Origin of the sequence: Megasphaera stantonii, assembly GCF_003367905.1 — a bacterium.
Lineage (GTDB): Bacteria > Bacillota > Negativicutes > Veillonellales > Megasphaeraceae > Megasphaera > Megasphaera stantonii.
The window spans coordinates 2,292,595-2,318,948 of sequence record NZ_CP029462.1 but is presented as its reverse complement, the minus strand read 5'-3'; the positions used below and the strand labels follow the sequence as shown (position 1 = coordinate 2,318,948).

The 26,354-nt window shown below is 52.4% G+C and carries 19 protein-coding genes, 1 tRNA gene and 3 rRNA genes; 4 read left to right on the top strand and 19 right to left on the bottom strand.

All coding sequences use genetic code 11. The annotated features are described in order from the left end of the window. Positions 1–11: 11 nt before the first annotated feature. From miaB to DKB62_RS11000, 3 genes are all read right to left on the bottom strand, one after another. Complete coding sequence (gene miaB / locus DKB62_RS11010; RefSeq protein WP_232818828.1) at positions 12–1,289, bottom strand: tRNA (N6-isopentenyl adenosine(37)-C2)-methylthiotransferase MiaB; 1,278 nt, start codon at positions 1,287–1,289, stop codon at positions 12–14. A 277-nt stretch (positions 1,290–1,566) separates the two neighbouring features. Then, positions 1,567–2,766 (bottom strand): alanine racemase, encoded by a 1,200-nt coding sequence (alr, locus tag DKB62_RS11005; RefSeq protein ID WP_107196503.1) that lies wholly within the window; start codon positions 2,764–2,766, stop codon positions 1,567–1,569. Between the two features lie 133 nt (positions 2,767–2,899). After that, a complete protein-coding gene (locus DKB62_RS11000; RefSeq protein WP_087478261.1) occupies positions 2,900–4,327 on the bottom strand; it encodes an amino acid permease in 1,428 nt (475 codons plus the stop codon). 408 nt (positions 4,328–4,735) lie between these two features. On the opposite strand from DKB62_RS11000, the gene DKB62_RS10995 reads away from it, so the two are divergent. From DKB62_RS10995 to DKB62_RS10985, 3 genes are all read left to right on the top strand, one after another. Further along, entirely contained in the window at positions 4,736–6,028 is a 1,293-nt protein-coding gene (locus DKB62_RS10995; RefSeq protein ID WP_107196502.1) for a M18 family aminopeptidase, read from the top strand. A gap of 269 nt (positions 6,029–6,297) precedes the next feature. Further along, complete coding sequence (locus tag DKB62_RS10990) at positions 6,298–6,660, top strand: helix-turn-helix transcriptional regulator (protein ID WP_095629428.1); 363 nt, start codon at positions 6,298–6,300, stop codon at positions 6,658–6,660. 73 nt (positions 6,661–6,733) lie between these two features. Then, the gene (locus tag DKB62_RS10985) at positions 6,734–7,384 is read left to right on the top strand and encodes a YigZ family protein (protein ID WP_087478258.1); all 651 of its coding nucleotides are present in this window, start codon (positions 6,734–6,736) and stop codon (positions 7,382–7,384) included. Positions 7,385–7,432: 48 nt separating this feature from the next. Here the strand turns inward: DKB62_RS10985 and DKB62_RS10980 are convergent, their stop codons facing one another. Beyond that, positions 7,433–8,401, bottom strand: a complete 969-nt coding sequence (locus DKB62_RS10980) for a D-2-hydroxyacid dehydrogenase (protein ID WP_107196501.1) — start codon at positions 8,399–8,401, stop codon at positions 7,433–7,435. Between the two features lie 167 nt (positions 8,402–8,568). Here DKB62_RS10980 and fosX point away from each other — a divergent pair, with 167 nt between their 5' ends. Beyond that, on the top strand, positions 8,569–9,015 hold the full coding sequence (gene fosX, locus DKB62_RS10975; RefSeq protein WP_095629426.1) for a FosX/FosE/FosI family fosfomycin resistance hydrolase: 447 nt from the start codon (positions 8,569–8,571) through the stop codon (positions 9,013–9,015). Between the two features lie 86 nt (positions 9,016–9,101). Here fosX and DKB62_RS10970 read toward each other — a convergent pair whose 3' ends face one another. The 15 genes from DKB62_RS10970 to sufB all read right to left on the bottom strand — a co-directional run bounded on the left by DKB62_RS10970 (position 9,102) and on the right by sufB (position 26,354). After that, positions 9,102–10,043 carry a Rossmann-fold NAD(P)-binding domain-containing protein gene (locus tag DKB62_RS10970; protein ID WP_095629425.1) on the bottom strand — a complete coding sequence of 314 codons (942 nt, stop codon included), beginning with the start codon at positions 10,041–10,043 and terminating at the stop codon, positions 9,102–9,104. Between the two features lie 351 nt (positions 10,044–10,394). Beyond that, a complete protein-coding gene (locus tag DKB62_RS10965; protein ID WP_087478254.1) occupies positions 10,395–10,592 on the bottom strand; it encodes a cold shock domain-containing protein in 198 nt (65 codons plus the stop codon). 236 nt (positions 10,593–10,828) lie between these two features. Then, the gene (locus DKB62_RS10960) at positions 10,829–11,467 is read right to left on the bottom strand and encodes a hypothetical protein (RefSeq protein ID WP_107196500.1); all 639 of its coding nucleotides are present in this window, start codon (positions 11,465–11,467) and stop codon (positions 10,829–10,831) included. A 133-nt stretch (positions 11,468–11,600) separates the two neighbouring features. Then, positions 11,601–12,089: a dihydrofolate reductase gene (locus DKB62_RS10955; protein ID WP_107196499.1), complete on the bottom strand. Its 489-nt coding sequence runs from the start codon at positions 12,087–12,089 to the stop codon at positions 11,601–11,603. Then, a complete protein-coding gene (locus DKB62_RS10950) occupies positions 12,090–12,881 on the bottom strand; it encodes a thymidylate synthase (RefSeq protein WP_095629422.1) in 792 nt (263 codons plus the stop codon). Between the two features lie 5 nt (positions 12,882–12,886). Beyond that, entirely contained in the window at positions 12,887–14,716 is a 1,830-nt protein-coding gene (recQ, locus tag DKB62_RS10945; RefSeq protein ID WP_107196498.1) for a DNA helicase RecQ, read from the bottom strand. A 124-nt stretch (positions 14,717–14,840) separates the two neighbouring features. Next, positions 14,841–16,028, bottom strand: coding sequence for an aminotransferase-like domain-containing protein (locus DKB62_RS10940; protein WP_087478865.1), 1,188 nt, complete (start codon positions 16,026–16,028; stop codon positions 14,841–14,843). 629 nt (positions 16,029–16,657) lie between these two features. Continuing rightward, a 5S ribosomal RNA gene (gene rrf, locus DKB62_RS10935) occupies positions 16,658–16,774 on the bottom strand. A 184-nt stretch (positions 16,775–16,958) separates the two neighbouring features. Continuing rightward, a 23S ribosomal RNA gene (locus DKB62_RS10930) occupies positions 16,959–19,870 on the bottom strand. A gap of 124 nt (positions 19,871–19,994) precedes the next feature. Then, positions 19,995–20,070 (bottom strand) — tRNA-Ala (locus DKB62_RS10925). A gap of 117 nt (positions 20,071–20,187) precedes the next feature. After that, positions 20,188–21,753, bottom strand: a 16S ribosomal RNA gene (locus tag DKB62_RS10920). Together the 16S, 23S and 5S rRNA genes with 1 tRNA gene alongside form the textbook arrangement of a ribosomal RNA operon. Before the next feature lie 369 nt (positions 21,754–22,122). Next, on the bottom strand, positions 22,123–22,563 hold the full coding sequence (sufU, locus tag DKB62_RS10915; RefSeq protein ID WP_095630381.1) for a Fe-S cluster assembly sulfur transfer protein SufU: 441 nt from the start codon (positions 22,561–22,563) through the stop codon (positions 22,123–22,125). 13 nt (positions 22,564–22,576) lie between these two features. Next, positions 22,577–23,797, bottom strand: coding sequence for a SufS family cysteine desulfurase (locus DKB62_RS10910; protein ID WP_087476979.1), 1,221 nt, complete (start codon positions 23,795–23,797; stop codon positions 22,577–22,579). Between the two features lie 13 nt (positions 23,798–23,810). Further along, on the bottom strand, positions 23,811–24,902 hold the full coding sequence (locus tag DKB62_RS10905) for a SufB/SufD family protein (protein ID WP_107196659.1): 1,092 nt from the start codon (positions 24,900–24,902) through the stop codon (positions 23,811–23,813). 15 nt (positions 24,903–24,917) lie between these two features. After that, positions 24,918–26,354, bottom strand: a complete 1,437-nt coding sequence (gene sufB / locus DKB62_RS10900) for a Fe-S cluster assembly protein SufB (protein WP_107196668.1) — start codon at positions 26,352–26,354, stop codon at positions 24,918–24,920.

Genomic DNA, 26,354 nt, shown 5'->3' with positions numbered 1-26,354 from the left:
GCGCTGCCTCCTTAATGAATTAAATGTCCTTTCAATACCCAGGTCTGCCCCTTATCGACGGCGACCTTTACGGTGTCGCCTACGGCTGCGGACCCGTCGTGTTCCCATATAATCATCTTATTGCCCGTCGTCCGGCCGAACCAGTGGTTTTCGTCGTTTTTAGTCGGCCCTTCGACGATGACTTCGTATTCCTTATGTTCCATAGCCTGATTCAGCTGCAGGCTATATACGTTCTGCACGTCCATGAGGCGCTGCAGGCGGCGGCTCTTTTCCTCTTGGGGAATCTGATGATCCATCTTGGCTGCCGGCGTCCCCGTGCGAGGCGAATAAATGAAGGTGTAAGCCATGTCGTACTGAACCCGTTTCAGCAGATCCAGAGTCTGGCAAAACATCTCTTCCGTTTCGCCGGGGAATCCGACGATAATGTCCGTCGTCAGAACCAGGTCGGGGATGCGCTTGCGGGCGTATTCTACCAGTTCCATATATTGGTCTACCGTATAGCCCCGGTTCATTTTTTTCAGCAGCTCGTCGGAACCGCTCTGAATCGGCAGGTGCATGTGGTTGACGACCTTCTTGCTGTCGGCGATAGCATCGATCATGGCAAAGGTCATGTCCTTGGGATGGCTGGTCATATACCGCACCCGTTCGATGCCGTCGATACGGTCCACGGCCTGGAGAAGGGCCGAAAAATCGGTGCCGTCCTTTAAATCCAGCCCGTACGAATTGACGTTTTGCCCCAGCAGGGTAATTTCCTTATAGCCTTCTTTGGCAATCTCCTCGATTTCCCTGACGATGTCGGCAATAGGCCGGCTTACTTCGCGGCCCCGCACGTAGGGAACGATGCAGTACGTGCAGAATTTATTGCAGCCGTTCATAATCGGCACCCAGGCGAAGAATTTCTGGAACCGCTTCGTCGGCAAATCGTGAAAGGCCGGTACAGTCATGTCGGCTTCCAAATAATGGCCTGACTTAGCCTGCCGTTCCCGAATGAGCTCGACGAGCTTGTGTATATTATGCGTGCCGATGACCAAATCGATGTGAGGCGCCCGTTCAAACAGGCGGTCCTGCCATTCCTGGGCCATGCAGCCAGTGACGGCGATGATGAGGTTCGGGTTATGCTGCTTGACGTGCTTGAGCTCGCCGATTTTTCCCAGGATCTTTCCTTCGGCAGTCTCGCGGACGCAGCAGGTGTTGAGCAGGACGACGTCTGCCATATCCATGTCTTCCGTCCGGCGATACCCCAGCGATTCCAGCTGGCCGGCGTAGCGCTCGCTGTCGGACTCGTTCATCTGACATCCATATGTAAGCAAAAAGTAGAATTTATTTTCTATAATATCCAATGTAGGTTCTCTCCGTTTCCACGAATATATCTGCAATGACGCTCTATCAGGGCTTGCGTTATGACAAGGATGCCCCATTGAGGTTTACATTATATAATACCATAGGGGCCGCAGAATAAGCAACAAAAAATAGGCCCGGCAGTCCGTACAAAGCAACGTACGTCCTGCCGCGCCTATATTGAGAACCTGTATTTAGCGGCCCATCCTCAATGGCCTGCTGCCGAACCTATTCGAATAGATATTCTACGCGCTTAACGACCTTTCCCCCTTGAATATACACGCGGGGGACGCGGCGGTTAATATTGCAGAGAATTTCATGATCTATCGTGCCGATCAATCCGGCAATTTCTTCCAACAGAATCGCTTCGCCGCCCTGCTGTCCGAACAACACGACTTCGTCGCCGATTTGAACGCCGGAAATGTCGGTCACGTCGATCATGCACTGATCCATGCAGATATTGCCGACCTGCTGTGCCCGCCGTCCATGGACGAGGACCTCAGCCCGATTGGACAAGACGCGGGGATAGCCGTCGGAATATCCCAGCGGCAGCGTCGCAATGACCGTCGGCCGCTTTGCCGTAAAGTGACGGCCATAGCTGACCGTATCGCCTGGTTCAATCGTCTTGATGTGAGTCACGCAGCACCGCAGGGACATGACCGGCCGGGGCGTAAAAGACGGGACCGGCACTTCGTCGGACGGATTGTATCCGTACTGGATAATGCCGGGCCGCACCATGTCGCAGCGGAAATCGGGATACACTGCCGTGCCGGCGCTGTTGCAGCAATGGCGGACGTTAACGGGAACGCCTTCTTCCTCCAGCCGCCGGCAGAACCAGGCAAAGGCTTCGTACTGCTTTTTCGTATAGCCCACCGACTCGTCGCCAGCCATATCGGCGACGGCAAAATGCGTAAACAGCCCCTCAATGGCTACATGAGGCAAGGCTGCGATCTTCTTGATTTCTGCGATGCTTTCTTCACTGGGCCGGTAGCCGATGCGTCCCATACCCGTATCGGCGGCGATGTGAACATGTATCGTCTGATTCTGCCGCTGCGCTTCTTCGGAAAACAGGACTGCATCCTGATAATGAAATACGGCGGCGTCGATGCCGTACAGCACGACGTCCCGCGCCCGGCGGCCGTCCGTATGGCCCAGGATGACGATGCGCGCCGTAATGCCGGCCCGCCGCAGCTCTACGGCCTCACTGACGCAGGCAACGGCCAGCCGATCCGCTCCATTTTCCAAAAACACCTTCGCCAGCTCTACCGCGCCGTGGCCATAGGCGTTGGCCTTGACGACGGACGTAATCAGCGTATCCGGCCCGACGGCCTGACGAATATGCTGCATATTATACGCCGCCGCGTCTAAATCAATTTGGGCCCACACAGGCCGTTTCGTAAAATGCTCCGTTAATTCCAGTACATCCATGGGTTGTCACCATCCTGTCTAAAAAGGAACAGCAGCCGCCAGTCGTCCTGACCGGCAACTGCTTTCCCTACGTTGCTTATATGATTTCTACTATAACTATACTGCACGCTATCGTCTTTTTCAAGATTCGGGCCTACCGGTTGGACGGGTCCACGGCGTCTCCCTTATAATGCTCGAAACGGATTTTTTCCGCCTTATGAACGCCCGTGCCGTAATAGACGAGCAGCAAGGCCGCTACCCACACGATCGTCGCAAAAATGGCGATGCGCGTCGTGGCGTCGAAGGCCGCCGAGATGACGACGACGACGAAAAAGAGGAGTGCAAAATAGTTAGAATACGGCGATAAGGGCATTTTATAGCGAATAGATTTCCGCTGTTCCGGACTCAGCGATTTGCGATAGCTCATCTGGCTGAACAAGATGAGGCTCCACGTAATCATGCAGGCGAAGGAGCTGATAGACGTAGCGATGACGAATACCTGCGCCGGCAGGAAATAGTTCATGGCGACGCCGATAAGCATGAACAATACGGATACGAGTATGCAGCGGTACGGCACCTTATGAGAGCTGACGACGCTCAGCGACTTGGGCGCCTTCCCCTGCAGGGACAGGTTGTACAGCATGCGCCCCGTACTGTAAATGCCGGAGTTGCACGAAGACAGAGCCGCCGTAATGACGACGAAATTGATGATATGAGCCGCGCTGCTGATGCCTAATTTTTCAAATACCATGACGAAGGGGCTTCCCTGATGGCCGAGCTGGTTCCAAGGATAAATAGCCATGATGACCAATAAGGCCAGTACGTAGAACAAAAGGATTCGATACAGCACCTTGTCGATCGCTCCGGACAGGGTCTTCGCCGGATTGTGGGCTTCGCCGGCCGTCACGCCGATGACCTCGATGCCGACGTAAGCGAAGGAAATCATGACCAGCGTGCCGAACACGCCTTCCCAGCCGTTGGGGAAGAAGCCGCCGTGCGCCGTCAGGTTGCTGAGGCCGACAGCCACGCCGTTATTTCCGAAGCCGAAGAAAATCATGGCGCCGCCCGTAATGATAAGGAAGATGATGGTAATAATCTTGATAAGGGCGAACCAGAATTCAAATTCCCCGTAAGCCTTGACGGAAATCAAATTGGCACAGGTCATGATAGCCAGCGCAGCCAGGCAGGATATCCACTGGGGCAAGTCGGGATACCAGAAATGCATGTACACGCCGACGGCCGTAATCTCAGCCATGCAGGTAACAATCCAGAAATACCAGTAATTCCATCCGGAAATATATCCGGCCAAGGGATTCAAGAATTGATAGGCATGGGCGCTGAAGGAGCCCGATACGGGATACTCGACAACGACTTCGCCCATAGCCCGCATGACGAAGAAAATAGCCAGGCCGCAGATAATGTAGGCTACGACGACGGCCGGACCGGCCTTTTCAATAGCCGACGCCGACCCTAAGAACAAGCCGACGCCGATGGCCCCGCCAAAGGAAATCAGCTGGATGTGCCTTTCCTGCAGGCCGCGGTTCAAATCTTCACGAACGACTTTCGCATTTTGTTCACTCATACTACGTCACCTCTGTCATCATAAATTTTCGGCGGCATATGCCCTGAAACGGCTGTTCGTCAGGAAAATACACTACCATTAACCATCGCATGCGTTCCGCTCAGTATACCTTTTTCGCATACATCAAATTACAATACTTATTATAAACTTCTCACTTTACTTATGTCAATGTTTATCTGCTTGTTGTTTGATATTTTTAAAGAAATTTCTTTTATTAAATTTATTTATTTAAACTCAATGCATGATTTCATTAAAGACAGTAAAAAGCATGCAATTCCTGAAACCTTCTGCTTCCTCCCCTATTCGTCATGCTTATTCGTGCAAATGTCCTTTCTAAACGCATATTTCCCAGATATGCTATAATAAATACCAAGATATACTAGTTTTCCAGAAAAGGACGGTACGATTATGACATACTCTGACATACATCTTTCGCAGCGCCTGCTGCATTTTATCAGCCAAGCCACTTCGCCCTATCACACCGTAAAAGCCAGCGCGGCCATCTTGAAGGAAGCAGGGTTCCGGGAACTGCGCTGGAACGAGCCCTGGCAGCTGGAGCCTCGTCAGGGATATTATATTTCCCTTTACGATTCCAGCCTCATCGCCTTTACAATTGGCCCTGACCCGCGGGCTAACCTGCGCATCGCCGCAGCCCATACGGATTTTCCCTGCCTCCGCGTCAAACCGGCGGCGGCGCTGGCGCAAAAAGGCTACGGAAAGCTCAACGTCGAAATTTACGGCGGCATGATCCGCGAATCGTGGCTCGACAGGCCCCTGTCCCTGGCCGGCAAGGTAGCCGTGGCCAGCGACGATCCCTTCAAGCCGGCAGTACATCTGATCGACGCCAGGCGTCCCCTGCTGACGATTCCCCGCCTGGCCATACACATGAACAGCCATGTCAACGACGGCGTAGCCCTGAATCCTCAAAAAGACATGCTGCCTCTCATGACATTGACGGGGCCAGGCGACGACGCCTCCTATTTTCTCCAATTTCTCGCCGCCGAATGCCATTGCCGGCCCGAGGATATCTTATCTTACGACCTTACGGTGTACTTGTGTGAAGAAGGCTGCCTGATGGGGCTGAAAAACGAATTCATTTCCTCTCCCCGCCTGGATAACCTGACGTCGGCCTACGCCTGCGTCGACAGTCTGGTCCGAAGCAAGGGACACGACGGCCTCCACGTCGTCGCCCTGTTCGACAATGAAGAGGTTGGCAGCCGGACGAAACAGGGCGCCTTGTCCCAGGCCTTCCCCGCCCTGTTAGAAGAACTCTACGCCTCCCTCGGCTATACGCGCCGGGAGTATCGCATCGACGCGTCCGACGCCTTCATCCTGTCCCTCGACGTCGCCCACGCCATGCATCCCAACGTACCGGAAAAGTGCGACATTACCAACATGCCCCGCCTCGGCCAAGGTGTCGCTCTCAAAACGGCGGCCAGCCAGTCCTACGCCGGCGACGCCGAAGCGGCGGCCGCTGTCGTCGCCTTATGCCGCAGGGCCCATATTCCTTGCCAGCGGTTCGTCAATCGCTCCGACATGCCCGGCGGCTCGACTCTCGGTTCCCTCTTATCAGCCAATCTACCCATCCGGACCATGGACGTCGGCATTCCTATCTTAGCCATGCACTCTGCCCGGGAACTGATGGGCGCAGCCGACCAAAAAGGCCTCCACGATTTAGTATATACTTTCTTTTCAATATAAATTATATTTATCGCATATATAATATTTTATTATTAACAATCCCAGTGTTTACGCCTTATTTATAGAATTTTTATTCATATGTATGCATATTATATGATTTAAGTGTAAATAGTTGCAGTAATAGAATTTATCTTATCTTTTAAATATTCAGATATTTTTTGACAAGATTAAGGAATATGCAATTTTTGTATTGACTTGCATTTCTATTCACCTTATAATAAGGGCAGTACACTATAACGTATCATTTGTTCACACTGGGAGATTACATTATGACACTAGGACAAGAAATCAGGTATTACCGCAAGAAAAAAGGCTTGACGCAGACGGAATTCGGCGCGCTGTTCGGCATGTCCAAGCAAGCCGTGTATTCATGGGAGACGGGCTTGTATTCCCCTGACATTTCCGTATTGCTGCGAATGGCCGACTTTTTCCAAATCCCTATCTGCATCTTAGTCGGCAGGCCGGGAATGTTCTGTCAGGATGATAAGGAACACGAATCGGACTGTCAGTACTGCGCTTCGATTTCCGAAAAGGACAGCCGCATCATCCGGGCGATCCACGCCTTGCCGCAATCGCAGCAGCAAGCCATCGAAACGCTGCTGAACATCGAAGACCTGTCGATGCGGAAATAGCGCTTCCCCTTTGTCAAACGCCGCCAAATGCGATATGATAAGAGAAAAGTATAGTGCAAAGGACAGATTATCTATGACTACTTCTTTTATCACGTCCGTATACGGCCGGACCGAAACGGAATACATCGTAAAAAAATCCCGCTTCATCGCGACGCTGGCAGAGGTCCGCAGCGAAGCAGAAGCAGCGGCGTGCATTGAAAAACTGCGCAAGCAGTATTGGGATGCCAATCATAATTGCTACGCCTACCAAATCGGCGTCGACGGCGCCCTGCAGAAATCGAGTGACGACGGGGAGCCGTCAGGAACGGCCGGGCGGCCTATGCTGGAAACGCTGAAAAAAAGCGGCGTTACCAATACGGTCGTCGTCGTTACGCGCTACTTCGGCGGCGTCAAGCTCGGCGCCAGCGGCCTGATCCGGGCCTACAGCCACGCCGTCACCCTGGGGCTTCAGGCAGCGGATATCGCCGATTATAAGCCCTACGACATTGCCGACGTTACCGTCTCCTACTCCTTCGTCAGCACGCTGGAACGGATGACTCCGTCCTTCGATATCCTCGTCGCCGACCGCGCCTTTTCCGACACCGTAACCTTTACCCTGCAAATTCCGCAGGAACGGACGGAAGCTTTCAAAGCAGCCCTCATCGACACGACGAACGGAACGGCTCACTTTATCGATAAAGGAAGCCGGACGATACCCATTATTCGGCCGAAAAACCCGCAGTAACAGCGAATACTATCTCGCGTTACTGCGGGTTTTCTCATGTGTTTTCCCTTATTTCTTATATCCAGTGGCGAAATCGACGACGTTTTCCAGCGCCTCGCCGGCCAGGAAATGACGCAGGTTGGCAGCGGCAATGCGGACGATGTTGTCGTGCGTAGCCTGCAAATGGTATCCGCCCGATACGTGAGGCGTAACGTAAAGCCCCGGCGTGTGCCACATCGGGCTGTCTGCCGGCAGCGGCTCCGGCTCCGTCACGTCGACGGCAGCGCCGGCCAAGTGCCCGCTGCGGACAGCGGCGCACAAATCGTCCTGCACGACGTTGCTGCCCCGGCCGACGTTGATAAAATAAGCGCCCTTCTTCATGGCGTCGAAGCGTTCCTTCGTATACAAGTGATACGTTTCCGCCGTGTTGGGCAGGCACGACGCTACAATATCCGCCTTGGCCAGATACTCGTCCAGCTTATCCATCGTACCCATTTCATCGGCTTCAGTCGGCACGTCGCCACTACGGCGGCGCATGCCGACGACATGAGCACCCATGGCCTTCATGCGCTTGCCGAACTGGCGGCCCAAATCGCCGAATCCAATGACCAGGACCGTTTTTCCGTATACCGACTCTACCTGGCCTTCGTCATGCCAGTCGGCGTTTTTCTGATTGTCGTAGTATCGGTACAGCTTTTTCATCATGGCAAAAACCAGGGCCGTCATATGCTCCGCTATGGCCAGGCCGAAAGCGCCTGTCGCATTCGTAAGGGCCGCTCCGGCCGGCATGACGCCGTCCTTGCAGTATGCGTCGGCGCCGGCGCTGCTGACCTGAAGCCAGCGCAGCCTGCGGGCATGGCGCAGCTGGGCAGGCACAACGTTGCCGATGATAACGTCGGCCTTGGCTAATTCTTCTTCTGATACGCTGGCGCTGACCAGCCCCTTGACGGGCCAATACACGACCTCATGGCCCTGCGCGGCCTCTTCAATCCAACGCACATGTTCTTCATGGACTTCCATTGCCACTAAAATTCTCATGCACTATCCCCCTCTATATCCTATTAAAAGATTCATATATACACTATCAAAAACTCTCCGTCTTGTCGAGGCCCTTTCCGAAGCTGGAACGCCTTTCTTCCCTGAGGCCTTGTGCGCCTTCATCGGTTATGGTATAGTAAAACAAACTCACACAGGAGGGATCGCCTATGATTTCCGGCGTCAGCCACATGACATTTATCGTTCAGAATCTGGACAAAGCGACAGAATTTTTTCAGACCATCTTTTCCGCCCGCATCGTCTACGACAGCGGCAGCCGTACCTTTTCCCTGTCGCGGGAACGATTTTTCCTCGTCGGCTCCTTATGGCTCGTCATCATGGAAGGGCCGTCCCTGCCGGAACAAACGTACAACCACATTGCCTTCCAAATCAGCGACGGCGAGTTTGAGGCCTATAAAGAGCGGCTGACGAAGGCCGGCGTTCCCATGCGGGAGGCGCGGAGCCGCATCCCCGGCGAGGGCCGTTCCCTTTATTTTTACGACTACGACAACCACCTGTTCGAGCTTCATACGGGCACGCTGGAAGAGCGTCTGGCAGCGTACAGCCGCCGTCTTCAGGAAGAAGGAGAACGGACTGAACAGCATTCCTCTCGGTAAAATGAAAACACACCCTGTACGGCGCGATTTCGCCTGAAACGCGCTGTGCCGGGTGTGTTGCATATATCGGCTAATATGAGAATATCTTACCAGTCCAAGGTACCTGTAATCAAGTAGACGAGCAGCCCTTTTTCGGCGTGACGGCGATTTTCCGCTTCGTCGAGAATGGTTTCCATATGGGCCTCCATGACGTCCTGGGAAATTTCAAAGCCCGGATGAATGGGCATATCATGGAATACCATCGTATCCGTTCCTTCGAGCAGGTCCGCGTTAATCTGGTACGGCATCATCATATTGATGATAGATTCTTTCTTTTCCTTATATTCGGGATTGGTGAAAAATTCCATATCTACCCACGTATCGGTATATACGCAGTCTACGTCGGCGACGATTTTTTTCAAGTCGGCCTGAGAAATATCCGTCGGCACTTCGACATAATGGCCCGTCTGCTTCAATTCGTCGTAAAATTCGCCGCCTACGGCCATGACCTGGCTGAACGGCGTCAAACCGTACATCGTGCCGCCCAGCTTGGCGACGATTTCGCTCAGGGAATTGTACGTATTGTTTTTCGCGCCGATGTACAGTACCTTCACGTCAAAGCGGCCCGTCTTTTCATACAGGGTCAGCATGTCGGCCAGGGCCTGCGTCGGATGGAACGTATTGTCGCAGCCGTTGATGACCGGAACGGTGGCGTTCTTCATAAAGCCATGCGTCGTTTCGGCTTTCTTAAACCGGCCCATGATGCAGTCGACGTTGCGGCAGACATATTTTACCTCACTGCCCAAATCGCCGATGGTGAAATTGCTGTCCGCCCATTTCTGATTGTAATGACGGCCGCCTAATTCTTCCATGCCGATAGCAAAGGACAGGTAGGTCCGATTCGATGTTTTTTCAAACAAGGTGTATAATTTCTTGCCTTCCAGAATATGGGAATAAGCTTTCTGATTCTGTTTGATTTTTTCGGCTAACAATAAGATTCCTTTGATTTCATCTGCCGTATACTCAGCAAAACTATTTGCGTGTTTCATTCTATGCATCCTCCAAACTTGAAAAACAATACTGTCTGTGCATATCATAGCACAGACAGTATAACTTTTCAAGTTTTTATGCATATTTTATACAAATTAATGCATGTATCAACTGACATACAGCTATAAATCCGCATGATTACGCCGATTATTCCATACGCATATAAATAGTTGCAGTATATTTTTTACCGGCACAGGATACAAATCGTTTTCTCTTTTCCTTATGCCGCCAGTGCAGCTTGCCGCCTCTTGACCTAGAAAAACCTATCTTTCGACGGGCATATAAAAAACCGGCAACAACAGGGTCACCGGTTAAAAGGTCGATTTATGAACTTGGTTTTGTGAACGCTATTACGCTTTAACTACGTTAGCAGCCTGAGGTCCACGAGCGCCATCAACGATTTCGAAGTCAACTTCCTGACCTTCCGTCAAGGATTTGAAGCCTTCTTCCTGGATAGCCGAGAAATGTACGAATACATCGCCGCCATCTTCTCTTTCAATAAAGCCATAACCTTTTTCTGCGCTAAACCATTTTACTTTTCCGTGCATAACGAAATCCTCCTAAAAAAACAATTCCAGCTAGCTTCTAGCTCTTGTGTTAGTGTAACATAACCGATAAGCAATGTCAACCAAATTTATGGCTGTATTATGCCATATATTTACGGCGTAACCTATAATGCATCCCTCCCCTGCATAGGGGATATCACAGTCCGCCGCCGCACGGCAAGACGCCGCCCTATAGGGCAAGAAGCATGCAATATTTCGTATAGCCGCATATGCTATTGTTACGTCAGGCGCCGGAACCACTCGTAATAATACCAGGCAAAATACCCATGGACGAGGTATACCAATAATTCAGATAATTCTTCCACGTTGGCGTCCATATACGAATGAAACAGCAAGCCCTTATCGCCGCAGGACGCCAGCACGGCCGCTGCCGCCAAGATGCCGAATAAAAAGGTGGGAAAGGGAATATCATGAAGAATTTTCTTCCAAGGCATACAAGCGACGAGAGAGCAAAATACGACGGCCGTATATACGCCGATGGCGGCGTGTATCATTTCATGACCGGGAATCGAATTCATGGACACAAAGGTCGGGCCGTGGCTGTCCATTCCCGTCGGGAAAAAGACTCGTCCCCAGCTGAGCTCCCGCCCCAGAAGCAGTAAAAAATATCCGGCTGCCGCCAGCCACAGCCGATGAATGGATTTTCCGCCCATTCCCGCCGTCTTGCGGAAAAAATAGGCCGCCAAACACATATCGCCAAATAAAACGATGTTTTGGAGCATTTCCAATACCCCGTTTTCCCAAGCCAAATAAGGCGGCATGACATAGCCAAGGGGCAGCAGCAGGACAGCATATACGGCAGCGCCGCGCTGCATAGCCGATACGTACAAACGGCGGCGCATGTCTTCTTGCAACACAATACATCACTCCTATAAATCATAAACTTACAGCACGCAGGCTCTGGTACTATTTTACTATGTTTCAGTACCATTCTCAATAGGAAGTTTTGCAGAAACGCTGCGGCGCCGCCTTGCCATGCCGCTTCTTATTCTATTTTCTGACGTAATGGACAAACGCGAAGGCATGCCCCTTTCCTTCTTCGGCCGTATGCTCTTCCCGCTCGCAGATCTGCCACTGGCTCCTATCGAATTCCGGAAAAAACGTATCGGCCGGAAAAACGCCGTCGATTTCTGTCAAATACAGGCTGTCGGCCTTGTCCATAAACGCTTCGTACATGGCCGCGCCGCCGATAATGAAATACTCTTCGCCGTCGGCCATGAGGCGGCAGACCTCGTCGACAGAATGGCAGACCTGAATGCCGTCATGGGCCTCGCCATAAGCGGCTTGTCTCGTCACAACAACGTGAGACCGGCCCGGCAACAGGCCCGGAAGGCTTTCAAAGGTCTTGCGGCCCATGACGATGGTATATCCCATCGTCAGCGCCTTAAACCGCTTCAAATCAGCCGAAATATGGCATAATAAGCCGTTGTCCTTGCCGATGCCCCCGTCGCGGGCTACGGCAGCAATCATATGTATCATTTACACAGCCACCTCCATGGGCAGCTTTCCTAAATGCCGGTAATTATCCAGGGCAATATCGTCGGGCGTAAAGGCGTAGAAGTCGGTAATATCCTTAGCGATGACGAGCTTCGGTGCGTCCATGGCTTCGCCGCGGCGGGCCAGCTGCGTTTTGAGGGCTTCTACGTGGTTTTCATAAATATGGGCGTTGTTGATGACGTGCGTAAACAAACCCGGCTGCAGGCCGACGGACTGGGCAATGAGATGAATCAGCACGGCATACTGCGTCATGTTGAACGGCACGCCTAACCCCATGTCGCCGCTGCGCTGGATGAGCATGCAGTTCAGGCGGCCATCCGTCACGTCCCACAGCGTCTGGAAGGCGCAGGGCTGCAGCGCCATATCCGGCAGGTCTTCAATATTCCACAGCGATACGATCATGCGGCGGTTCTGCGGGTCGTTGCGCAGCATGTCGAGGAGCTTGTCTACCTGCTTGTATTTCCGTATCTGATAGCCGTAGGCCTTGCCGATGGTGCCGTCGGGCCGCATCCATTCGTCCCACACGTGGCAGTTCATTTTCTGCAGTTCCCTCACGTCGTTGCTCTGGAGCTGCCAAATCCAAAGGATTTCCTTGACAGCCGTCTTGAAGGCGACGAATTTCGTCGTCAAGATGGGAAATTCTTCAGCCAAATCAAACTGCATGATTTGATGGGGCAGCTTATATGTCGGTACGCCCGTGCGGTTGTTGGCGTAATAGCCCCGTGCTAAAATGTTTTCTACAATATTTAAATACTGCGTATCAGCAGTGCTCATGAGTATCACCTCTGGTTCTGTATGTACGATTCGATAACGTGAATAAACTGATTCCCGTACTTGTTCAGCTTAAAATCGCCGACGCCCTTGATCTGCGCCATGGCCTCCAGGCTTAGGGGCTTCTGCGCCGCCATTTCCCACAGCGTCGCGTCAGAAAAGATGACAAAGGGCGGAATATGCTCGCGCTGCGCCAACTCGTAACGCCTGGCCCGCAAAGCGTCGAATAAGGGCCGCAAGGCATCTTCGTCGATAACGGAGGCTTTCTTTTTGACCTGCCGTTTCGGAAGGTCGATTTCCGCTTCCGGCGGCGCGACGACCCGCGCTTGTACGACCTGACAGTTGCCGGCCAGCACGTCCCTTCCCGACGCAGTCAGGGAAAGAACGGGATATTTTCCCTCCGACTGCTCCAAGTATCCGTCTTCGACAGCCTGCTTGACCATATCGCGAATTTCCGGTCCCGAATAGGTCTGCAGCAGGCCGAAGGACGATTTATTCTGAAACCCGTAGCGCTTGACCTTGGCATTTTGGCTGCCCTTCAAGATATCGCAGACCATCGTCAGGCCAAACCGCCCTTTCAGCTCGTCGACGCACTGGCAAATGTTGCGCACTTCAAAGGTTCGGTCTTCTTCTACAGTCTCCTGGTCGCAGTTGCCGCATTTTTCGCAGCGCTGCCACGACGGCTCCTCGCCGAAATACGTTAAGATGTAGCGGCGCAGGCAATGCCGTCCTTCGCAGTACTGGACCATGCGCTGCAGCATGTGGAACTCCTTGTCCTGCTGCTGCGGATCCTGGACGGACATTTCAATGAGATACTTTTGAATCATAATATCCTGCCGGCTGAACAACAGGATACACTCGCCCGGTCCGCCGTCTCGTCCGGCCCGTCCCGCTTCCTGATAGTAGCTTTCCAGATTTTTCGGCATCTGGTAATGGATGACAAAGCGGACGTTGCTCTTATCGATGCCCATGCCGAAAGCGTTTGTCGCCACCATGACGTCGACGTTGTCATAGGTAAAGTCGTCCTGTGCCTTTCGCCGCGCTTCGTCGCTCATGCCGGCGTGATACTTGCCGACGCGCACGCCCCGGCGGCGCAGCTCGCCGTACAGCCGCTCCACTTCCTTGCGCGTCGCCGCATAGATGATGCCGCTGTCCTGCTTGTGCCGCTGCAAATACGCTAGGATAAACATCGTTTTATCTGCAGGAGATACGACACGGAAATATAAATTAGGCCGGTCGAAGCCGCCAATAAATACCCGTTCGTTTTGCAGCCCCAGCAGATTCATCATATCGGCCTTAACCTTTTCCGTCGCCGTCGCCGTGAATGCCCCGACGACAGGACGGCGCGGCAGCCGAGCCAGCCATTCCTTCACGGCGCAGTAGCTCGGGCGGAAATCATGGCCCCATTGCGACACGCAGTGAGCCTCGTCGATGATGAGCATTGCAATCGGCATAGTCTGCATAAAGGACGAAAAGAATTCGTTCTGCAGCCGTTCCGGCGACACGTATACTAATTTGATCCGCCCAGCCCGTATGGCCGCAAAGCGCTGCTTCGCCTCGTCGAAGGAACACTGGCTGTTAATATACGTCGCCGGAATCTGCTGATTGACCAACGAGTCGACCTGATCCTTCATCAAGGAAATGAGAGGCGACACGATAAGCGTAATCCCCGGCAGCAGCAGAGCGGGCACCTGAAAACAAATCGACTTGCCGGCACCTGTCGGCATGATAGCCAGACAATCCCGCCCTTCCAGCAAGGTATCAATAACCTCCTCCTGGCCGGGACGAAAGGACTCGTAACCGAAGTATCGTTTTAATATATCAATAGGCCGCGCCATACTCTCCTCCTTGTCCAACACTTACATAATACAATTTATTGTATCATGCATTAGGGTTCAGCACAATGACAGGCAAAAAAAAGACACATGCCGTAAGACATGTGCCTTTTGCTGTATGACAATCTTATTTTGCCAATTCTTCCTTCAATACATCGCCCAAGCGTTTGATGCCTTCGACAATGCGGTCTTCCGGCATGTTGGAGTAGTTCAGACGGAAATGGTTAGCATTGCCGCCGTTGGGGTAGAAAATACCGCCCGGAACATACGCAACATCCTTCGCCAGGCATTTCGGCATTAATTCCTTCGCATCCATGCCTTCAGGCAGAGTAACCCAGGTGAACAAGCCGCCCTTCGGATAGGTAAAGGTAACGCCTTCAGGGAAGTATTTTTCCATGGACTGATACATGAGATCGCGGCGTTTCGCATACAATGCCGTAATTTTAGCGATATGCGCTTCCATGTCAAACATCTTGAGGAAGTATGCTGCCTGACGCTGACCGAAGGTAGACGTGCCGAGGTCGACAGCTTGTTTGAATTTTACGAATTTATCGATAATTTCCGGATTTGCTACAATCCAGCCCAGGCGCAGGCCCGGCATGAAAATCTTGGAGAACGAGCCGAGGAAGACGACCTTGCCCTGCGTATCCATCGATTTCAAAGACGGCAGCTTTTCGATATCGTAGCGGATTTCGCCATACGGATCGTCTTCTAATACGACGACGTCGTACTTATTGACGATATCCATGAAGGCTTTGCGCCGTTCTACAGGCCAGGTAATGCCCGTCGGGTTCTGGAACTCCGGAATGACGTAAATCATGCGGATAGAATCATCGGCAGCCAAGATCTTTTCCAATTCTTCCGGAACGATGCCCTGATCATCTGTCGGAACTTCCGTATATTTCGGTCCGACAGGGTCGAAAGCCATGATAGCGCCCATGTAAGACGGGCTTTCCATCAAAATCGTCTGGTCCTTGTCTACCAAAATCTGAGCCAGAATAAACAACGCCTGCTGCGAACCTGTCGTGACGACGACGTCTTCAGGCTTGCAGTCTACAAAGAATTTATCCTTCATGCGCTTGCAGATTTCTTCGCGCAGAGGCACGTAACCTTCCGTCGTGCCATACTGCACGGCTTTACGGCCTTCTTCATTGTAAATGGCTTCGTCGACCTTTTTCATTTCTTCAATCGGAAATAATTCCGGAGCAGGCAAGCCGCCGGCAAAAGAAATTACTTCCGGTTTTTCTGTTAACGCCAATAATTCGGCAATATCGGACGCCTGCAGCGTCTGAGCAAAACTAGAAAATCTTGTCATAATACTACACCCCTTAAATCGTAGTTATCAAATTTCCCCAGCGCATAGTATTATATCACTTTTATACCTATAATGCAATTAAAACAATTGTTAACGATATAAAACGCTTAAAAAACTAAATCGTTTGGCCCGATTTTCATATACAGGAAAATGGAAAAACAGAAAGGAATCTATATAAAAAGAATACCTACTTGATTAATATGTTTCCTGCAAGGCATCAAGTTGGCACACTCGATCCGTAGGTTAAATATCTTGATGTTTTGTTTATTCCGATTTTAAGTAAGCAACTTCACTACCGTTTGCGCATCTCTTTGCTCCTTCAAACGGTGTTCCCTGCTTATGCTTATCCCAGGGCAAGTTCTTTGGCATCGGATGGGAAGCCGCTATATATATAACATAATACGTCTCCTGCTAGCGGTCGTCTCACCTATCAGTCGGGTCTGCACACATGAATACTTCTTCATGACATGTGCTGCTTACGCACGGACCCGACATAAGCGATTCGCACAGTTTTGCGCGTCGCTTTCGCTCCTTCAAAACTGGCTCTCTGCTTATCCCAGGAACCTGGAAGGATAGGAAGCCGCCATATACAAAAAAAGAACGCATACATATCGTATACGTTCTTTCTGAATCAGCGGCTTCCTATCCTTCCAGGGGGCCTCCCCCCAAGTACTTTCGGCGTTTGCGGGCTTAACTGCTGTGTTCGGCATGGGAACAGGTGGATCCCCGCAGCTATCGCCACTGAATTTTTCCTAAGGGCCCGTGCCCTTACAACTGCATAAAACGAACTTCCTTAACGAGCCTCCGCTCTGTTTACGGTTCCTTCCTCAGAACCTGCTTCCAGATTCCCTCACCCACTCCCTTCGGGAGTAAGCGACTCGCTCCTGTTTGTGCGTCGCTTCTCAGCTCCTTCAAACAGGGCTCCCTGCTTAAGTCAAGCCCTCGGTCTATTAGTACCGGTCCGCTCCGTGCATCACTGCACTTCCACTCCCGGCCTATCTACCATGTCGTCTTCATGGGACCTTACTTGCTTTCACAATGAGAAACCTCATCTTTAGGCTGGTTTCACGCTTAGATGCTTTCAGCGTTTATCCGTCCCGGACGTAGCTACCCAGCTGCACGGCTGGCGCCATGACTGGTACACCATTGGTCCGTCCACTCCGGTCCTCTCGTACTAGGAGCAGCCCCTTTCAAGTTTCTTCCGCCCGCGATGGATAGGGACCGAACTGTCTCACGACGTTCTGAACCCAGCTCGCGTACCACTTTAATGGGCGAACAGCCCAACCCTTGGGACCTACTTCAGCCCCAGGATGTGATGAGCCGACATCGAGGTGCCAAACCTCCCCGTCGATATGGACTCTTGGGAGAGATAAGCCTGTTATCCCCAGGGTAGCTTTTATCCGTTGAGCGATGGCAATTCCACTCTCTACCACCGGATCACTAAGCCCGACTTTCGTCCCTGCTCGACCTGTCCGTCTCGCAGTCAAGCTCCCTTCTGCCTTTACACTCTTCGCGCGGTTTCCGTCCGCGCTGAGGGAACCTTTGGGCGCCTCCGTTGCTCTTTCGGAGGCGACCGCCCCAGTCAAACTGCCCGCCTGAGACTGTCCAAAGACTCGTTACGTCTCTCGTTAGAATCCCAATAAAACAAGGTTGGTATCCCACCAGCGGCTCTGCGGATACTGGCGTACCCGTTTCTCAGCCTCCCAACTATCCTGTACATCTCTTACCGGAATCCAATCTCAGGTTACAGTAAAGCTCCATGGGGTCTTTCTGTCCAGTCGCGGGTAACCTGCATCTTCACAGGTACTTCAATTTCACCGGGTCCCTCGTTGAGACAGTGCCCAAATCGTTACACCTTTCGTGCGGGTCGGAACTTACCCGACAAGGAATTTCGCTACCTTAGGACCGTTATAGTTACGGCCGCCGTTTACTGGGGCTTCAATTCTCTGCTTCGCCTTTCGGCTAACACGTCCTCTTAACCTTCCAGCACCGGGCAGGTGTCAGCATCTATACGTCAGCTTTCGCTTTAGCAGACGCCTGTGTTTGTGGTAAACAGTCGCTTGGGCCTCTCTTCTGCCGCCTATTCCTGCTCCCTGCGTTTCTGCAGCTCACATACTTTAGGCTATCCTTTTCCCGAAGTTACGGATACATTTTGCCGAGTTCCTTAACGAGGGTTTTCCCGCGCACCTTAGAATTCTCTTCCTGCCTACCTGTGTCGGTTTCGGTACGGGCGCCTGAGTCCTCACTAGAAGCTTTTCTCGACAGCCTAGTTCCTGCCCCTTCGCCATTGTCTCCAATGGCTCCCCATCACTTCTCGGCTTTTAGTATGGCGGATTTGCCTGCCACACAACCTACCAGCTTGGACGTGCTCTTCCAATCGCACGCGCGCATTCCTTTCTGTGTCACTCCTTCGCTCAAACAGACTCCTGCGGTACAGGAATTTCAACCTGTTGTCCATCTCCTACGCGTCTCCGCCTCGGATTAGGTCCCGACTTACCCTGGGTCGACGATCGTTGCCCAGGAACCCTTAGGCTTTCGGTGGAAAGGATTCTCACCTTTCTTTTCGCTACTCATACCGGCATTCTCTCTTCCTGCCTGTCCACCTGTCCTTCCGGTCAGGCTTCTCCCATGCAGGAACGCTCCCCTACCCAAGTATCTTACGATACTTGCCAAAGCTTCGGTTCCGTACTTTAGCCCCGGTCATCTTCGGCGCAGAGTCTCTCGACCAGTGAGCTATTACGCACTCTTTTAATGGTGGCTGCTTCTAAGCCAACATCCTGGTTGTTTTCGAAATTCCACATCCTTCGCCACTTAGTACGGCATTGGGGACCTTAGCTGTTGGTCTGGGCTGTTTCCCTCTTGACTACGGGCCTTATTACTCGCAGTCTGACTCCCATGTATAAGTACAGCCATTCGCAGTTTGATTAAGTTCGGTAGCCGGACAGGCCCCTACCTCGTTCAGTGCTCTACCGCCTGTACTCTTACCATGAGGCTAGCCCTAAAGCTATTTCGGGGAGAACCAGCTATCTCCACGTTCGATTGGCATTTCACCCCTACCCACATCTCATCCAAAAGCTTTTCAACGCTCACTGGTTCGGTCCTCCACACATTTTTACCTGTGCTTCAACCTGGACATGGGTAGATCACTGTGGTTTCGGGTCTACTGCTACCAACTTATCGCCCTGTTCAGACTCGCTTTCGCTTCGGCTCCGCGTTTCCCGCTTAACCTCGCTGGCAACAGTAACTCGCCGGTTCATTCTTCAATAGGCACGCCGTCGCGCATGTAAAGCGCTCCGACTGTTTGTAGACATACGGTTTCAGGTTCTCTTTCATTCCCCTCCCGGGGTTCTTTTCACCGTTCCCTCACGGTACTATTCGCTATCGGTCCATATCAGTGTTTCGCCTTGGAGGGTGGTCCCCCCTGCTTCCCACAAGGTTCCTCGTGCCCCGTGGTACTCTGGATCCTGCTCCATGGTCTTCCTTACGCTTACCGGGCTCTCACCGTCTCTGGCCCAGTTTCCCAACTGGTTCTGCTTCGTCCAACCATTTGTTAGCAGTCCGCAACCCCGAAGCGGTTTCCCGCCCCGGTTTGGGCTCTGCCCCGTTCGCTCGCCGCTACTGAGGGTATCTCTGTTGATTCCTTTTCCTCCGGCTACTTAGATGTTTCAGTTCACCGGGTTCCCTTCCCTTCGGATGACAGCACTCCTGCTGCCGGGTTTCCCCATTCGGACACCTGCGGGTCAATGGTTACTTGCACCTCACCGCAGCTTTTCGCAGCTTATCGCGTCCTTCATCGGCTGATATGGCCAAGGCATCCGCCGTACGCCCTTACTTGCTTGACTTTATGTCTTCACCGTTTTCAGAGTTTCTTCGGTTCGTTAAGTCTTTCTCTTTTTCTTCAAAAAAGAGGTTTGTTCGTTTCGTTTTATGCAGTTGTCAAGGTACGGGTCTCTCATAATAAAATTGTGGTGGAGATGAGGAGAATCGAACTCCTGACCCCCTGCTTGCAAGGCAGGTGCTCTCCCAGCTGAGCTACACCCCCACTTTAATTACTTTGAGAGGTTTATGGCCTCTCAAAACTGAACAATGTGTACGTACTCCAGAATGCCGACCTAAAGATTTGTAACGTCTTCCTCAGAATCCGTTACTTCTTCCCTAGAAAGGAGGTGATCCAGCCGCACCTTCCGATACAGCTACCTTGTTACGACTTCACCCCAATCATCGCCCCCACCTTCGACGGCTGGCTCCGTAAGGTTACCTCACCGGCTTCGGGTGTGAATGACTTTCGTGGTGTGACGGGCGGTGTGTACAAGGCCCGGGAACGTATTCACCGCAGTATGCTGACCTGCGATTACTAGCGATTCCTGCTTCATGCAGGCGGGTTGCAGCCTGCAATCCGAACTGGGACTCTGTTTTTGGGGTTTGCTCCGGATCGCTCCTTCGCGTCCCTCTATTAAGAGCCATTGTAGTACGTGTGTAGCCCAAGCCATAAGGGGCATGATGACTTGACGTCATCCCCGCCTTCCTCCGCATTGTCTGCGGCAGTCTCTCCTGAGTCCCCACCATGACGTGCTGGCAACAGAAGATAGGGGTTGCGCTCGTTGCGGGACTTAACCCAACATCTCACGACACGAGCTGACGACAGCCGTGCACCACCTGTTTTCGCGTCTTCCGAAGAAGAACTCCTCATCTCTGAGGATAGCACTCAATGTCAAGGCTTGGTAAGGTTCTTCGCGTTGCGTCGAATTAAACCACATACTCCACCGCTTGTGCGGGCCCCCGTCAATTCCTTTGAGTTTCAGCCTTGCGGCCGTACTCCCCAGGCGGGATACTTATTGCGTTAACTCCGGCACAGGAGGGGTCGATACCCCCTACACCTAGTATCCATCGTTTACGGCCAGGACTACCGGGGTATCTAATCCCGTTCGCTCCCCTGGCTTTCGCGCCTCAGCGTCAGTTGTCGTCCAGAAAGCCGCTTTCGCCACTGGTGTTCCTCCTAATATCTACGCATTTCACCGCTACACTAGGAATTCCGCTTTCCTCTCCGACACTCCAGTCTCACAGTTTCCGTCCCCTCACGGGGTTAAGCCCCGCACTTTTAAGACAGACTTATGAAACCGCCTGCGCGCCCTTTACGCCCAATAATTCCGGACAACGCTTGCCACCTACGTATTACCGCGGCTGCTGGCACGTAGTTAGCCGTGGCTTTCTCTTACGGTACCGTCACTGAAAATGGGTATTAACCACTCTCCCGTTCGTCCCGTATAACAGAGCTTTACAACCCGAAGGCCGTCTTCGCTCACGCGGCGTTGCTCCGTCAGGCTTTCGCCCATTGCGGAAGATTCCCCACTGCTGCCTCCCGTAGGAGTCTGGACCGTGTCTCAGTTCCAATGTGGCCGTTCATCCTCTCAGACCGGCTACTGATCGTCGCCTTGGTGGGCCGTTACCCCTCCAACCAGCTAATCAGACGCAAGCCCCTCCCCCGGCGGTAGCATATTCAGAGGCCACCTTTCTTCCCACTGCCATGCGGCAATGGAAACGCATTCGGTATTAGCAGCCGTTTCCAGCTGTTGTCCCCATCCGGAGGGCAGGTTGCTTACGCGTTACTCACCCGTTTGCCACTAGAGTCCATAGGAAGCAAGCTTCCCATGTCCTCCCGTTCGACTTGCATGTGTTAAGCACGCCGCCAGCGTTCGTCCTGAGCCAGGATCAAACTCTCCATGATATGTGAAGAGCTGATTGCTCGTTCTTGCTTATTATTGGTGTTACCTGTTTTGAAATCTTATTGCTAAGACCTCGCACTCTGGCGTATTGTTTCGTATCACATTGTTCAGTTTTCAAAGGCCATGCCGTCTCGCGACGACTTGTATATCTTACCAGACTCGCCCGGGCTTGTCAAGCACTTTTTTTGAAGTTCTTTTCAAGCGGACCGGCTATCCGGCCTGCCGCGGCGCCCTGCCGCAACAGCTTGTTTAGTATATCCTCTTTTCGTCCTGTTGTCAATACGTTTTTCAAAAAAAGTATGCCGCCTCCAATGCATTTTCTCATAACGCAATTGAAGGCGGCATGTATACTCAGTTTAAAAGGCCGGCAATTATTGTATCTCGCCGCGTTCGACGGCTTCTTTCAGCGTATGCCATGCTAAGACGGCGCATTTGACGCGGGCCGGCATATTAGAAATATTTTTAAGAGCTATGGCGTCTTCCAATTCCTCCAGCTGGTCTTCATCGGTAATATTCCGCTTAATCATTTCCAAGAATAAATCGACTAGGCGGAGAGCTTCCTTTACCGATTTCCCCTTGATGATATCTATCATAATATCTGCCGACGCCTGGCTGATAGCGCAGCCGTGGCCGGTGTAGGCCGCATCGACGATGACGCCGTCCCGGATATTGGCTTGCAGCGTAATGTCGTCGCCGCAGCTCGGGTTATGGCCTCGTTCTTCCATCGTATAGATCTTCAGCAAGCGCTTGTTTTCCTGGTGCTGGTTATGTTCTAAAATAATATCAGAATATAACTCGTTCATTGCTTCCATATCGTCCGCCTCCTCAGTCCTTGTAGCCCATCTGCCTGCGCACTAAGGGCAGCGTTTCCAGGAAATACTCTACTTCTTCTATCGTATTATAGATGTAGAAGCTGATGCGGTTCGACGCTTCCGCGCCGATATGAGCGCCGAAAGGCTGGGCGCAGTGATGGCCGGAACGGATAGCGATGCCGTAGCTGTCAAGAATTGTCGCCGCGTCGTGGGGATGGACGCCGTCTATCATGAAGGCGATGACGCCGGTCTTTTCTTCCGGGTCCGTACTGCCGATAATGCGGATGTGCGGAATCTTCTTCATCCCCTCCAAAGCCCGGACGACTAAGGCATGTTCGTGTTCTTCAATAGCCTCCCAGCCCAAGCGTTCGAGATACTCAATGGCCGCATGGAGGGCCACGGCGCCTTCGACGTTTTCCGTGCCGGCTTCAAATTTAAAAGGCAATACGTTGAAGGTCGTCGTTTGTTCCTGTACATATTCGATCATGTCCCCGCCCAGCAGGAAGGGTTCCATGTCATTAAGAAGTTCTTTTTTGCCGTAGACGACGCCCGTACCGGCAGAGCCGAGCATCTTGTGTCCGGAAAAAACCATGAAATCACAGTCCAGCGCCTGTACGTCGACTTTCATATGCGGCACCGCCTGCGCGCCGTCATACACGACGACGGCTCCAACAGCGTGGGCTCGTTCAATGATTTTTTCAGCCGGCACCTTCATGCCCAACACATTGCTGACGCCGGCGAAGGCTACGATTTTAGCAGATGTATCAATCTTAGCCAAATCGTCTTCCGTAAAATGACCTGTTTCGTCGAGATACATATATACCAGCTCCGCGCCGGTCGCACGGCAGACCCGCTGCCATGTCACGAGGTTGGCATGGTGCTCTGAAATAGGGATGATAATTTTATCTCCCTTTTGCAAGTGCGTTTCGCCGTAACTCCGAGCGATGAGATTCATCCCTTCCGTCGCATTGCGTACGAAAATGACTTCTTCGCCGCTGCGGGCGTTGATGAACCGGCGCACGGCTTCCCGCGCCTGATCATAGGCTTCAGACGCTTCGACGCTGAGGATATGAGCGCCGCGATGGGGGTTGCCGTTATGGTTTTCTAAAAAATCGACGACGGCCTGAATGACCTGCCGCGGTTTCTGCGTCGTCGCCGCGTTGTCGAGATACACGAGCTGATGGCCGTTGTGCCGTTTCGTTAAAATGGGAAAATCATTGCGTACATTCAGCATAGCTATCACCTTTCTATCCTTGGGAATTCATCCGTTCTCGCACGGTTTGGAGCACCCGCTCCGCCAGCGCGCCGTCGCCTAAGGCGTCGACAACAGGACGGATATGGGACTCGACGATAATCGCCTGGGCGCCTTGATAGTCGAAGCCGCGGCTCATGAGATAAAACAGCGTGTCCTCGTCAATCTGCCCGGCGCTGGAAGCATGATTGCCGACGACGTCGTCCTCCTTGCACAGCAGTAGGGGCACGGAAATCGAATGGACTTTAGGACTCAGGAGAATGCACGTATCGGCTTCAGACCCGACGGCCTTTTTGCTTCCCCGCAGGAAATCGATAGTGCCGCGAAAAGCTTTTTTCGCTTCGTCCTGCAAAGCCCCCGCTATGGCGACGTCGGCTTTCGTCTTTTTGCCCTGCATGGGAATCCAGTAGGAAAAATCGACGATTTGCTTATCTTTGCCTAAATACAAGCTTTTGCTGTCAAAGGAGCTTTCATCGTACAGGAGATCCGTTTTGTAATATACGACGGCTTCCTTTGCCCCCAGCTCGGCGCTGACGTATTCGACGGAACTGCCTTCGGCAGTTTCGGCATACCGGTGCTCGATGTGGCGGACATTGCCTTCGTGAAGCTGTACCTTCACGATTTTGACATGAGCGCCTGCCTCTGCACGGATGTAATGCAGGAAGTTTACCTCGCCGCCAGCGGCGCCGCCTTCAAATACTAAATATACTGTTACGTCGCTGCCAGCTCCGGCCGTAATGCGAAGCTGCCGGTTCAACGTCGGATGGTCGTCGTTTACTTCATATACTAAGCGGGCCGTCCCCTTGGCTCCCGCTTCGGCTTCAATGGCGCATCCCTTATCGGCATGGCGCAGGGCCCGTTCCAGCGCTTCGGCATTGGCCCCTTGAAACTCTCCCAGGTCGGGCATGCCGTTTCCCTGATAAAAATACAGGGAAACGTCCCCTTCACACTGATGCTGCGGCGTATATCTGCCCGATGGCCGTTCCGGCAGAGGTTCAAGCTCCAAGTTATTGACTTTTATTGTCCGAAATGTAGGCCGGGGAAGCTCATTATATAGTTGTATCACAGGTTTTGTCTTTGCGTTCATGTATATCTCCCCTCCTTAGGTCAAAGACCCTTTTAATTCGAGGTTAATCAGATTATTCATCTCTACGGCGTATTCCAGCGGAAGAGCTTTGGATACGGGTTCTACGAAGCCCTTGACCAGCATCGCCCTGGCTTCGTCTTCGCTGAGGCCGCGGCTCATGAGATAGAAAACAGCTTCGTCGGAAATGCGGCCGATAGACGCTTCATGTCCAAGGTCAACATTGTCATTCTTGACGACAATTGCCGGAATCGTATCGGACTGCGATTCTTCATCCAGCATCAGCGATTCGCAGCTGACGTTGGCCTTCGCCCCCTCGGCACGGGGATTGATGACGACGCTGCCGCGGTATATGCAGACACCACCGTCCTTGCTGATGGATTTGGAATTGATATTGCTCGTCGTCTTCGGCGCGTTATGGACTACTTTCGATCCCGTATCGAGATACTGCCCTTTCCCGGCAAAGGTAACGCCTGTAAATTCGCAGTGCGCCCCTTCTCCCTGCAGGATACTCATGGGGTACAGGCAGGATGTATGGGAACCAAAGGACCCTGTCACCCAGTTGATCGTGCCGTTTCGGCCGACAATCGCCCGTTTCGTATTTAAGTTATACATATTCTTCGACCAGTTTTCTATAGTCGAGTAGGTCAGCGTTGCGTCGTCGCCGACAAACAATTCGACACAGCCGGCGTGGAGATTGGCTACGTTGTATTTCGGCGCGGAACAGCCTTCAATGAAATGCACCTTCGCGCCGTTTTCCACAATAATCAGCGTATGCTCAAACTGGCCGGCTCCAGGCGCGTTCAAGCGAAAATAGCTCTGCAGCGGAATGGATACGTCTACACCGGCCGGCACGTATACATAGGAGCCGCCAGACCAGACGGCGCCGTGGAGAGCGGCAAATTTATGATCCGTCGGCGGCACGAGCTTCATGAAATGAGCCTGAATGATATCCCCGTATTCCCGCAGTGCCGTTTCAAAGTCCGTGTAGATGACGCCCTGCTGCACCAGCTCTTCCTGAATGCTGTGGTATACGACTTCCGAATCGTACTGGGCTCCTACGCCGGCCAGGGACGTCTTTTCCGCCTCGGGAATCCCCAGTCGGTCGAAGGTGTCCTTGATGTCGTCGGGCACGTCGTCCCAGCTGGCTTTCATCTGCGTATTGGGCCGGACATAGGTAACGATGTCGTCCATATGGAGTTCGCTGATATCGGGACCCCAAACAGGATATTCCAGATGGTGAAAAATATCCAGCGATTTCAAACGGAAATCGAGCATCCATTTCGGTTCTTTTTTTTCTGCCGAAATAGTCCGGACGATGTCTTCCGTCAAGCCGGCCTGGGTTTTATAGGAATAGGTAAAGTCCTTTTTAAAGTTATATATATTGCTGAAATCAGAAAACGCTTCGATCGTCCTGCGTTCGTCTTTCCGCTTCTGTTCCGCCGCATTAGCCAT

Coding starts and splice junctions, on each gene's coding strand:
- DKB62_RS10905 (WP_107196659.1), bottom strand. CDS start 24,902: ATGAACGCAAAGACAAAACCTGTGATACAACTATATAATGAGCTTCCC.
- DKB62_RS10950 (WP_095629422.1), bottom strand. CDS start 12,881: ATGAGCACTGCTGATACGCAGTATTTAAATATTGTAGAAAACATTTTA.
- sufU (WP_095630381.1), bottom strand. CDS start 22,563: ATGGAAGCAATGAACGAGTTATATTCTGATATTATTTTAGAACATAAC.
- DKB62_RS10990 (WP_095629428.1), top strand. CDS start 6,298: ATGACACTAGGACAAGAAATCAGGTATTACCGCAAGAAAAAAGGCTTG.
- miaB (WP_232818828.1), bottom strand. CDS start 1,289: ATGAACGAGTCCGACAGCGAGCGCTACGCCGGCCAGCTGGAATCGCTG.
- alr (WP_107196503.1), bottom strand. CDS start 2,766: ATGGATGTACTGGAATTAACGGAGCATTTTACGAAACGGCCTGTGTGG.
- DKB62_RS10955 (WP_107196499.1), bottom strand. CDS start 12,089: ATGATACATATGATTGCTGCCGTAGCCCGCGACGGGGGCATCGGCAAG.
- fosX (WP_095629426.1), top strand. CDS start 8,569: ATGATTTCCGGCGTCAGCCACATGACATTTATCGTTCAGAATCTGGAC.
- DKB62_RS11000 (WP_087478261.1), bottom strand. CDS start 4,327: ATGAGTGAACAAAATGCGAAAGTCGTTCGTGAAGATTTGAACCGCGGC.
- DKB62_RS10970 (WP_095629425.1), bottom strand. CDS start 10,043: ATGAAACACGCAAATAGTTTTGCTGAGTATACGGCAGATGAAATCAAA.
- DKB62_RS10985 (WP_087478258.1), top strand. CDS start 6,734: ATGACTACTTCTTTTATCACGTCCGTATACGGCCGGACCGAAACGGAA.
- DKB62_RS10965 (WP_087478254.1), bottom strand. CDS start 10,592: ATGCACGGAAAAGTAAAATGGTTTAGCGCAGAAAAAGGTTATGGCTTT.
- DKB62_RS10995 (WP_107196502.1), top strand. CDS start 4,736: ATGACATACTCTGACATACATCTTTCGCAGCGCCTGCTGCATTTTATC.
- DKB62_RS10980 (WP_107196501.1), bottom strand. CDS start 8,401: ATGAGAATTTTAGTGGCAATGGAAGTCCATGAAGAACATGTGCGTTGG.
- sufB (WP_107196668.1), bottom strand. CDS start 26,354: ATGGCTAATGCGGCGGAACAGAAGCGGAAAGACGAACGCAGGACGATC.
- recQ (WP_107196498.1), bottom strand. CDS start 14,716: ATGGCGCGGCCTATTGATATATTAAAACGATACTTCGGTTACGAGTCC.
- DKB62_RS10910 (WP_087476979.1), bottom strand. CDS start 23,797: ATGCTGAATGTACGCAATGATTTTCCCATTTTAACGAAACGGCACAAC.
- DKB62_RS10940 (WP_087478865.1), bottom strand. CDS start 16,028: ATGACAAGATTTTCTAGTTTTGCTCAGACGCTGCAGGCGTCCGATATT.